The 10,787-nt window shown below is 68.9% G+C and carries 8 protein-coding genes; all 8 read left to right on the top strand.

What is annotated here, in order from left to right; all coding sequences use genetic code 11:
- The coding region (gene lnt / locus CH341_RS13060) for an apolipoprotein N-acyltransferase (protein ID WP_111419463.1) at positions 1–1,423 on the top strand (1,423 nt) is incomplete at its 5' end.
- A gap of 530 nt (positions 1,424–1,953) precedes the next feature.
- Positions 1,954–2,385, top strand: a complete 432-nt coding sequence (locus CH341_RS13055) for a helix-turn-helix domain-containing protein (protein WP_111419465.1) — start codon at positions 1,954–1,956, stop codon at positions 2,383–2,385.
- Positions 2,386–2,551: 166 nt separating this feature from the next.
- Positions 2,552–3,784: a methionine adenosyltransferase gene (gene metK, locus CH341_RS13050; protein ID WP_111419462.1), complete on the top strand. Its 1,233-nt coding sequence runs from the start codon at positions 2,552–2,554 to the stop codon at positions 3,782–3,784.
- Between the two features lie 92 nt (positions 3,785–3,876).
- A complete protein-coding gene (trmB, locus tag CH341_RS13045) occupies positions 3,877–4,641 on the top strand; it encodes a tRNA (guanosine(46)-N7)-methyltransferase TrmB (RefSeq protein WP_111419461.1) in 765 nt (254 codons plus the stop codon).
- Positions 4,642–4,946: 305 nt separating this feature from the next.
- Positions 4,947–5,654, top strand: a complete 708-nt coding sequence (rimP, locus tag CH341_RS13040; protein WP_245431029.1) for a ribosome maturation factor RimP — start codon at positions 4,947–4,949, stop codon at positions 5,652–5,654.
- Positions 5,655–5,657: 3 nt separating this feature from the next.
- Complete coding sequence (gene nusA, locus CH341_RS13035; protein ID WP_111419460.1) at positions 5,658–7,286, top strand: transcription termination factor NusA; 1,629 nt, start codon at positions 5,658–5,660, stop codon at positions 7,284–7,286.
- A gap of 19 nt (positions 7,287–7,305) precedes the next feature.
- On the top strand, positions 7,306–8,043 hold the full coding sequence (locus CH341_RS13030) for an RNA-binding protein (RefSeq protein ID WP_111419459.1): 738 nt from the start codon (positions 7,306–7,308) through the stop codon (positions 8,041–8,043).
- A 7-nt stretch (positions 8,044–8,050) separates the two neighbouring features.
- Positions 8,051–10,759, top strand: coding sequence for a translation initiation factor IF-2 (gene infB, locus CH341_RS13025; RefSeq protein ID WP_111419458.1), 2,709 nt, complete (start codon positions 8,051–8,053; stop codon positions 10,757–10,759).
- Positions 10,760–10,787 lie beyond the last annotated feature (28 nt).

Below are 10,787 nucleotides of genomic sequence, written 5' to 3'. Positions count from 1 at the left end.
GCTCGCCGCCGCGGCGGCGAGCGGCTGGTGGTTCGGCTTCGGCTATTTCCTCGCCGGGCTCTACTGGATCGGCTCCGCCTTCCTGGTCGACGCCGACAAGTTCGGATGGCTGCTGGCGCCCGCCGTGCTGGCTCTGCCGGCGGGGCTCGCCGTGTTCATGGCGGGCGGCTTCGCGCTGGCGCGACTGCTGTGGGCGCCGGGCGCGTTCCGGATCGTCACCCTGGCCGCCACCCTGACCACCACCGAATGGCTGCGCGGGCACGTCCTGACCGGGTTTCCGTGGAACGCCTTCGGCTATGCGCTGGCCGAGCCGCTGGCCCTGGCCCAGGGCTTCGCGCTCTTCGGGCTGTGGGGCATGACGTTCCTGGCCGTCTTGACCTTCGCGGCGCCCGCCGCATTGGCGGACGCCCCCGGCGACACGCCGCGCCCTCTGCTGTTGCCCGGCGTCGCCGTGACGCTCCTGGTCGCCATCGCCCTGTTCGGCGCGGTCCGGCTGGGCGCGATGCCGACCGCCTATGTCGACGGCGTGAGGCTGCGGCTGATGCAGCCCAACATCCCACAGGACCAGCGCTTCAACTACGCCGCCAAGGCCGATGTGATGCGCCGCTACCTGGCGCTGTCGAGCCGGCCGACCGGCGAGCACCCGCGCGGCCTCGCCGATGTCACCCACCTGATCTGGCCCGAATCGGCCTTCCCGTTCTTCGTCGCCCGCGAGCCCGACGCCCTCGCCTCGATCGCCGACCTGCTCGGCGACGGCACGGTGCTGATCACCGGCGCGGCCCGGCTCGCCGAGTCGTCGCGCCCCGGCAACATCGAGGCCTACAATTCGGTCTACGTGTTCGATCACGACGGCTCGATCCTGTCGATCTACGACAAGGTCCATCTGGTGCCGTTCGGGGAATACGTGCCGCTGCGGAACTGGCTGAAACGGATCGGCATCGAGCAGCTCGTGCGGGTGCCGGGCGGCTTCCTGTCGGGCGACCGGCTGCGCAGCGTGGAAAGCCCGCGCGCCCCGCCCTTCGTTCCGCTGGTCTGCTACGAGGCGATCTTCCCCCACGCCGTGCTGCCGCGCGGCGAACGTCCCGGCTGGCTCCTCAACCTGACCAACGACGCCTGGTTCGGCATCACCCCCGGCCCCTACCAGCACCTGCTGCAGTCCCGCATGCGGGCCGTCGAGGAGGGTCTGCCGCTGGTCCGGGCCGCCAACACCGGAATCTCTGCCGTGATCGATCCGATCGGCCGCACGGTCGCGCATCTCGCTCTGGGCCGTGAGGGCGTGCTCGATTCGGACTTGCCGGCCCCGATCACGCCGCCGCTCTATGCGCGCACCGGCGACGCACCTGCGACCGCGCTCGTCGTACTGGTCCTGGTCGCATCGGCATGGCGGCGCCGCGCCCGATCCGCCCGGGTTGCGCGTTTATAGACGTCGGGTTGCGGTGCACCCGGGCTACATGCGTCAGAGTGCCACATGTGACTAGGGTATCATGGTGTGTCGTGTATCGGTATCCGATCCACCAAGGTCGACGGAAGCGATGCTTTTCTACTGTCGACAGCCTTACCGTGTGCATACCAGTCTTGCGTGGGGTGCGGTCAAAACTGGCACAATTGCAGGTACCATCCTGCTGACATCCAGCCGCCAGGGGGATACATAGCGCGGGCACAACCCGCGTCCACACTCGATCCGAGACTCGAACGTTCAGATAAATTCTGCTCGGCTCAACAATCACTAAACCGGCAGATGTCGTCGGATTGATCAAGCAAGTTACAGCATTGTTTACTAACTTGCATTGGTAAACCCCTTCAAACAGGGGTAGTGTCTATTTTGTTCCAACTCAAAACGATTTCAAATCTGTTTTGACGGTGTCTGGAACAGCTATGCAGTCCTGTGATTGCATCGCATGGAAGATAGGACGAGAACGTGGTCGGCGGGGACATGAGGAGAGACAGAAAATGATGGCCAAGAAGGCTCCGAACCCCATCGACAGACATGTCGGGAGCCGTGTTCGCATGCGTCGCATGATGCTCGGAATGAGCCAGGAGAAGCTCGGTGACGCGCTCAGCCTGACGTTCCAGCAGGTGCAGAAGTACGAGAAGGGAACGAACCGGATCGGCGCGAGCCGACTGCAGCAGATCGCTCATATCCTGCAGGTTCCGGTCGCGTTCTTCTTCGAAGGTGCCCCCGATCTCGGTGACGGCCCGACCGCCGGCATGGGTGAGGCTCCGTCGCCCGCCTATATCTCCGACTTCCTGGCGACCTCCGACGGCTTGGCTCTGACCAAGGCGTTCATGCGCATCAGCGACGCCAAGCTGCGTCGGCGCATCGTCGATCTCGTCGAGCACATCGCCGGCGAACCGGCCGAGAACGGGAACGGCGTCGAGCACTGACCTGGGCGCGGACTCCGACCCGCCCCCGCTCGCGAGACACGACCCAGGCGCGCCCACGTGGCGCGCCGTTCGCGTTTATGGGACCCGTTTGGTTTCCCCCGCCGACGTCTGCATCTTGACCGGGCAGAGGGACGCTGCAAGAACAGGCGCCGTTTGGACGACGCGGATGTCCGCGTCCCCGACTGGAGAGTCGAACGTGTCCCGCGCGAGCTATCTTTTCACCAGCGAATCTGTTTCCGAAGGCCATCCCGACAAGGTTTGCGACCGCATCTCGGACGAGATCGTCGACCTCTTCTTTCGCGAGGGCCCGAAGGCCGGCATCGATCCCTGGGCCATCCGGGCCGCCTGTGAGACCCTGGCCACCACCAACAAGGTGGTGATCGCCGGCGAAACCCGCGGCCCCGCCTCGGTCGACAACGCCCAGATCGAGAGCGTCGTACGCGCTGCGATCAAGGACATCGGCTACGAGCAGGACGGCTTCCACTGGCAGACCTGCGATATCGAGATCCTGCTGCATCCGCAGTCGGCCGACATCGCGCAGGGCGTCGATGCGCTGCAGCCCGGCACCAACAAGGAAGAGGGCGCCGGCGACCAGGGCATCATGTTCGGCTACGCCACCAACGAGACGCCCGACCTGATGCCGGCGCCGTTGTTCTACGCCCACAAGATCCTGCGGCTGATCTCGGAGGCCCGCCATTCCGGCAAGGAGAAGGTGCTGGGCCCGGACAGCAAGAGCCAGGTCACGGTCCAGTACGAGAACGGCAAGCCGGTCGGCGTGCGCGAGATCGTCGTCTCGCACCAGCACCTCATCGAGGACATGACCTCCAGCCAGGTGCGCGAGCGGGTCGAGCCCTATGTGCGCCAGGCGCTGCCGGAGGGCTGGATCACCGACAAGACGATCTGGCACATCAACCCGACCGGCAAGTTCCACATCGGCGGCCCGGACGGCGACACCGGCCTGACCGGCCGCAAGATCATCGTCGACACCTATGGCGGCGCGGCCCCGCACGGCGGCGGCGCCTTCTCGGGCAAGGACCCGACCAAGGTCGACCGCTCGGCCGCCTACGCGTCGCGCTATCTGGCCAAGAACATCGTCGCGGCCGGCCTCGCCGACCGCTGCACCCTGCAGCTCGCCTACGCGATCGGCGTGGCGCGGCCGCTGTCGATCTACATCGACACCCACGGCACCGGGAAGGTCAGCGAGGCGCAGCTGGAGAAGGCGGTCGCCGAGGTGATGAACCTCACCCCGCGCGGCATCCGCATGCATCTCGACCTCAACAAGCCGATCTATGCGCGGACCTCGTCCTACGGCCATTTCGGCCGGACGCCGGACGCCGAGGGCGGCTTCTCGTGGGAGAAGACCGACCTCGTCGACGCCATCAAGAGCGCGGTCGGCTGACGCCGCCGCGGCCTCTCCCGTTTCCGGACGAAAGCCGGCGAAGCGACGCTTCGCCGGCTTTTTTCTTCGCTGCCCGCTGTCCCGCTCCGCCCATGACCGACGACCCCGACCACGGTGACCCCGACCACGGTGACCCGGCGTCCGCCGAGCAGCGGCCGGCGCGCGCCTTCTTCGGCCGGCGCAAAGGTCACACGCTGCGGCGCCACCACACCGATCTTCTCGACACGCTGCTGCCGCGGCTCGCCGTCGATCTGTCGCAACCCGCCCCGAGGCCGCTCGGCGCCCTGCTGGATCCGCCGGTCGAGACCGTCAGGCTGGAGATCGGCTTCGGCGGCGGCGAGCATCTCGTGGCGCAGGCAGCGGCCGATCCGGCCTGCGGCTTCATCGGCTGCGAGGGCTTCGTCAACGGCGTCGCCCAGCTCCTCGCCCATGTCGAGGCGAACGGAATCTCCAACATCCGGGTCCATCACGGCGACGCCGCCGAGCTGCTGGCCTGGCTGCCGGACGCCTCGCTCGGGCGCGTCGATCTCCTGTATCCGGACCCGTGGCGAAAGCGCCGCCACTGGAAGCGCCGCTTCGTCCAGGACGAAACGGTCGCGACGCTGGCCCGCATCCTCGCCGACGGCGGCGAGTTCCGCTTCGCCAGCGACTGGGAGCACTACGCCGCCTGGACGCTGGAGCACCTTCTGCGCTCGCCCGACTTCGAATGGACGGCCGAGCGCGCCGCCGACTGGCGGGCCCCCTGGGCGGGCTTCACCCGCACTCGCTACGAGGCCAAGGCGATCCGCGAGGGCCGCTCGCCCTGCTACCTGGTGTTCCGCCGCCGTCCGCGCGCGGCTGGCGCGGGGCCCGGATAGGCGGCGCGCACGTCGCCTCCGCCCGAGCCGGAATGTCGACCTCCGCCGCGCTGGTATCACGATGTTGCATGCGGAACGCCGGGCGTCTCGCCGTCGCGCCGCGCGCTCCCCTTGCGAAATCGGCAGTCTCCGCTATATTCACCTCCGTCTGAGGACACCTCATAACGGTCGGATTACCGAACGGTTCGTGAGAGTGGGGCCCGCCCGGGACCCGCTCTTTTTTGTTACTTGCGGTCGTCGCAGACGTCGTCGCGACACGACCCCCGGGCAAGATTTCTATCCTGAAAGAGGACGTTCTGGTCGGAATGACGGAGACGATCGACAGCGCCATGACGGCGGGATCCGCCACGGACAGCACGCTCGACGAGCCGCGCCTGATCGCCGAGAGCGGTCTGTCCGCGCGCGTCGCCGCCGTGGTCGGTCCGGTCGTCGAATCGCTCGGCTTCCGGCTGGTGCGCGTGAAGGTCTCCGGGATCGACGGCTGCACCGTACAGGTGATGGCCGAGCGCGCCGACGGAACCATGCAGATCGAGGACTGCGAGGCGGTGTCGCGCGCCCTCTCGCCGGTACTGGACGAGGTCGATCCGATCGACAGCGAGTACCGGCTGGAGATTTCCTCGCCCGGCATCGACCGGCCGCTGGTCCGGCTCTGCGACTTCGTCCGCGCCGAGGGGCATCTCGCCAAGATCGAGATGGCGGTCCCGGTCGGCGGCAGGAAACGCTTCCGCGGCACCCTCGCCGGGGTGGACGGGCGGCATGCCCGCCTCCATATCGAGGCGGCGGACGGCACGACCCAGGACGTGCTGCTGCCCATCGAGGACATGCAGGACGCCAAGCTGATGCTCACCGACGCGCTCCTCGCGGAGGCGCTGCGGCGCGGCAAGGCGGACGAAAAAGAGGCGCGCCGGGAGCGGGCGGCGCGCCGCAAGGATCGCATCGCATCCCGCAACTCGACCAACGACGGACGGGCCACGGCGCAAGAGCCGGCTCCTCCGCCTCCCGACGGAGACTGATCCATGGCTGTCGTCAGCGCCAACAAGCTCGAGCTTCTGCAGATCGCGGACGCCGTCGCGCGCGAGAAGTCGATCGACCGCAGCATCGTCATCCAGGCCATGGAGGATGCGATCGCCAAGGCGGCGCGCTCGCGCTACGGCAGCGAGACCGACGTCCACGCCGAGATCGATCCGAAGAAGGGCGAGCTGCGGCTGGCCCGCCACATGCTGGTCGTCGAGACCGTCGAGAACCCGGCCAACCAGATCAGCCTCGAGGACGCCCGCAAGCACAATCCCGCCGCCCAGGTCGGCGACACCATCGCGGACACGCTGCCGCCGCTCGAATACGGGCGCATCGCCGCCCAGTCGGCCAAGCAGGTGATCGTGCAGAAGGTGCGCGAGGCGGAGCGCGACCGGCAGTACCAGGAGTACAAGGATCGCATCGGCGACATCGTCAACGGCATCGTCAAGCGGGTCGAGTACGGCAACGTGGTCGTCGACCTCGGCCGCGGCGAGGCGATCGTGCGCCGCGACGAGATGCTGCCGCGGGAAGTGTTCCGCAACGGCGACCGCATCCGCGCCTACATCTACGACGTCCGCCGCGAGCCGCGCGGGCCCCAGATCTTCCTGTCCCGCACCCATCCGCAGTTCATGGCCAAGCTGTTCACCCAGGAGGTGCCGGAAATCTACGACGGCATCGTCGAGGTGAAGGCGGTCGCCCGCGACCCGGGCTCGCGCGCCAAGATCGCCGTGATCTCGCGCGACTCGTCGGTCGATCCGGTCGGCGCCTGCGTCGGCATGCGCGGCTCGCGCGTTCAGGCCGTGGTGAACGAGCTGCAGGGCGAGAAGATCGACATCATCCCGTGGTCGCCCGACATCGCGACCTTCGTGGTGAACGCGCTCGCCCCGGCCGAGGTCGCCAAGGTGGTGCTCGACGAGGACAAGGAGCGCATCGCCGTCGTGGTGCCGGACCAGCAGCTCTCGCTGGCGATCGGCCGTCGCGGCCAGAACGTCCGCCTCGCCTCGCAGCTCACCGGCTGGGACATCGACATCCTCACCGAGCAGGAGGAGTCGGAGCGCCGGCAGGCCGATTTCGAGAAGCGCTCCAAGCTGTTCATGGAAGCCCTGAACGTCGACGAGGTGGTCGGCCAGCTCCTGGCGTCCGAGGGCTTCACCTCGGTCGAGGACCTCGCCGCCGTCGACGAGAAGGAGATCTCCTCGATCGAGGGTTTCGACGAGGAGACGGCGCAGGAGCTGCAGATGCGCGCCCGCGAGTATCTCGACCAGATCGAGGCCGAGTACGACGAGAAGCGCCTGGCGCTGGGCGTCGCCGACGAGCTGCGCGAAGTCCCGGGCGTGACCGGCAAGATGCTGGTCGCGTTCGGCGAGAACGGCATCAAGACGGTCGAGGATCTGGCCGGCTGCGCCACCGACGACCTCGCCGGCTGGACCGAGCGCAAGGACGGCGAGACCAAGCGCGAGGCCGGCATTCTCGACGGCCTGGAGCTCAGCCGCGACGACTGCGAGGCGATGATCATGCAGGCCCGCGTCAAGGCCGGCTGGATCAGCGAGGACGATCTCGTCCAGCCGGAGGCCGAGGAGGCCGCCGAGGGCGAGAACGAAGGCGAAGGCGCCGAGGCGCCGCAGGCCTGACCGGAGGACCACGACAACGATGCTGGCCCGGATGAACGAGGGCGTGTCGAACGAGACCGTACGGGACGAGACCGTGACGGACGAGATCCTGCTGGACGGCGGCCCGCGTGGCGCCGCTGCCGAGCGGGACCGTCTGTGCGTCGCGACCCGCACGATCCGGCCGACCTCGTCGATGATCCGGTTCGTGGCCGGGCCGGACGGCAAGGTGGTGCCCGACGTCAAGCGCAAGCTACCGGGCCGCGGCGCCTGGGTCACGGCGGCACGCGGCCCCCTGGTCACCGCGGTCAAACAGGGCGCCTTCAAGCGGGCGTTCAAGGGCAAGGCGACGGTCGATCCCGGCCTGGTCGCGGAGACCGAGCGGCTGCTGGCGCGCGCCGTGCTCGACGCGCTCGCCATCGCGCACAAGTCCGGCACGGTGGTGGCGGGCTACACCAAGGTCGAGGCGGCGCTGTCGTCCGGCAGGCCGGTCGGGCTGGTGAGAGCCCGCGACGCGAGCCCGGACGGGGCGCGCAAGATGGATGCCGCGGCGGCCCGCCGTCCCGGCGCCTCAGACCGGGCGATTCCGGTGATCTGTTCGTTCGAATCCGCCGAATTGGATTTGGCACTCGGGCGGGCAAATGTGATACATGCTGCACTCCTGCCCGGGCGCGCGAGCGAAGCGGTCCTGGGGCGTTGGCGCATGCTCGAAATGTTCCGAACCAGTGACCCCGAGCCGCGGGGCGACAGGCAGACGGCCGCAGAACCGGCCCGAGACTAGGATCGTAATGACTGATACCAAGAACCCTGGCGAGAAGACGTTGTCGGTCGCGCAACCCAAGACCCTGACGCTCAAGCGCTCCGGGGTCGAGCAGGGCGTCGTGCGTCAGAGCTTCAGCCACGGCCGCACCAAGGCAGTGGTGGTGGAGAAGGTGAAGCGCCGCGCACACGGTCCCGAGACGGGCAAGCCGGAGCCAGCGCCGCCGTCGCCGCCGAGCCATGCCCCGCGTCCGCCGCAGCAGCAACAGCGTCCGCCTGCCGGTGGCGGTGGAGGACAGCGCCCCTCCGGTGGGGCCGGACCGCGCCCGCAGGGCGGCGGCCGTCCCTCCGGCGTGGTTCTGCGCACCCTCACCGAGGAAGAGCGCTCCGCCCGCGCCCACGCGCTCGCCGACGCGAAGGTCCGCGAGGCCGAGGAGCGCAAGACCGCCGAGGAGGAGGCCCGCCGCCGCAAGGAGCGCGAGGTCGCCGAGCGCGCCGAGCGCGAGGCCGCCGAGGCCCGCAAGCGCGAGGAAGAGGACCGCCGCCGCGTCGAGGACGAGGCCAAGCGGAAGGCCGAGCAGGAAGCCAAGAAGCGCTTCGGCGACGACGAGAGCGCCCGCGCGGCGGTTCCGGCGGCCGCTTCGGCAGCGACGCCGAGCAGCTCGAGCCCCCGTCCGGCCCGCCCGGCCGGCACCACGCCGGCCTCGACCACGCCTTCGGTCAACGCCCGCACGGCCGTGCAGGAGCCCGACGAGGAAGAGCGTCGTCCGGTCCGCCGCGGCAGCGGCGCCGGCCCGGCCCGGCCGGTCCCGGCTCCCAAGCCGGCCAACAAGACGACGACCCAGAAGAGCCGCGGCCGTCTGACCGTGGTGACGGCGCTCGACGCCGGCGAGGAGCGCGAGCGCTCGGTGGCGGCGTTCCGCCGGCGAATGCAGCGCCTGAAGGGCCATGCCGCGAACGAGCCCAAGGAGAAGCTCGTGCGCGAGGTCACGATTCCGGAGGTGATCACCATCCAGGAGCTCGCCAACCGCATGGCGGAGCGGGCCGTGGACGTGATCAAGCTCCTGATGAAGCAGGGCCAGATGGCGAAGATCACCGATACGATCGACGCCGACACGGCCCAGCTGATCGCCGAGGAGCTCGGCCACACGGTCAAGCGCGTGTCCGAGGCCGACGTCGAGGAAGGCCTGTTCGACGTCGCCGACGCGCCCGAGGACCTGCTGCCGCGGCCGCCCGTGGTCACCATCATGGGCCACGTCGACCACGGCAAGACGTCGCTGCTCGACGCCATCCGCAAGACCAACGTGGTCTCCGGCGAGGCCGGCGGCATCACCCAGCACATCGGTGCCTACCAGGTGACGGCGCCGTCCGGCGCCAAGATCACCTTCATCGACACGCCCGGCCACGCCGCCTTCACGGCGATGCGCGCCCGCGGCGCCAAGGTGACGGACGTGGTGGTGCTGGTGGTCGCGGCCGACGACGGCGTGATGCCGCAGACGGTCGAGGCGATCCAGCACGCCAAGGCCGCCAAGGTCCCGCTGATCGTCGCCATCAACAAGATCGACAAGCCCGACGCCAAGCCGGAGCGGGTTCGCACCGAGCTCCTCCAGCACGAGGTGCAGGTCGAGACGTTCGGCGGCGACACGCTCGAGGTCGAGGTCTCGGCCAAGCAGAAGACCAATCTGGACAAGCTGCTCGACATCATCGGGCTGCAGTCCGAGATCCTCGAGCTGAAGGCCAACCCGAACCGCCCGGCCGAGGGCACCGTGATCGAGGCGAAGCTCGACCGCGGCCGCGGCCCGGTGGCGACCGTGCTGGTCCAGCGCGGCACCCTGAAGGTCGGCGACATCGTGGTGGCCGGCGCCGAATGGGGCCGCGTCCGCGCGCTCGTCTCCGACACCGGCGCATCGATCGCCACGGCCGGCCCGGCCGTGCCGGTCGAGGTGCTCGGCTTCAACGGAACCCCGGAGGCGGGCGACCGCCTCGCCGTGGTCGACAACGAAGCCCGCGCCCGCGAGGTCACGGACTATCGGTCGCATCAGAAGCGCGAGAAGCAGGCGGCCCGGGCGACCGGCATGCGCGGCTCGCTCGAGCAGATGATGAGCCAGCTCAAGACCAGCGGCCGGAAGGAATTCCCGCTGCTGATCAAGGGTGACGTGCAGGGCTCGGTCGAGGCGATCGTCGGCGCGTTGGAGAAGCTCGGCACCGACGAGGTGGCGGCGCGCGTCATCCTGTCGGGCGTCGGCGGCATCACCGAATCCGACGTGACGCTGGCGGAAGCCTCCGGCACGGCGATCATCGGCTTCAATGTCCGCGCCCACAAGGAGGCCCGCGAGGCCGCCGAGCGGCTCGGCATCGAGATCCGCTACTACAACATCATCTACGACCTCGTGGACGACGTGAAGAAGGCCATGTCGGGCCTGCTGCCGCCGACCACGCGCGAGACGATGCTGGGCAACGCGCTGATCCTGCAGGTCTTCAACATCACCAAGGTCGGCAAGGTGGCGGGCTGTCGGGTCACCGACGGTGTCGTCCAGCGCGGCGCCAATGTCCGCCTGATCCGCGACAACGTGGTGATCCACGAAGGCAAGCTCGGCCAGCTCAAGCACCTCAAGGACGACGTCCGCGAGGTCACGACCGGCCACGAGTGCGGCATGTCGTTCGAGAACTACCAGGACATCCGGGTCGGCGACATCATCGAGTGCTACCGTCTCGAGACCGTCCAGCGCAGCCTGTGAGATAGCGGCGCCGAGATCGGAAGAGCAC

The organism is Rhodoplanes roseus, from assembly GCF_003258865.1.
GTDB classification, from domain to species: Bacteria; Pseudomonadota; Alphaproteobacteria; order Rhizobiales; family Xanthobacteraceae; genus Rhodoplanes; species Rhodoplanes roseus.
This window is presented reverse-complemented; position numbering and strand designations above follow the sequence as displayed.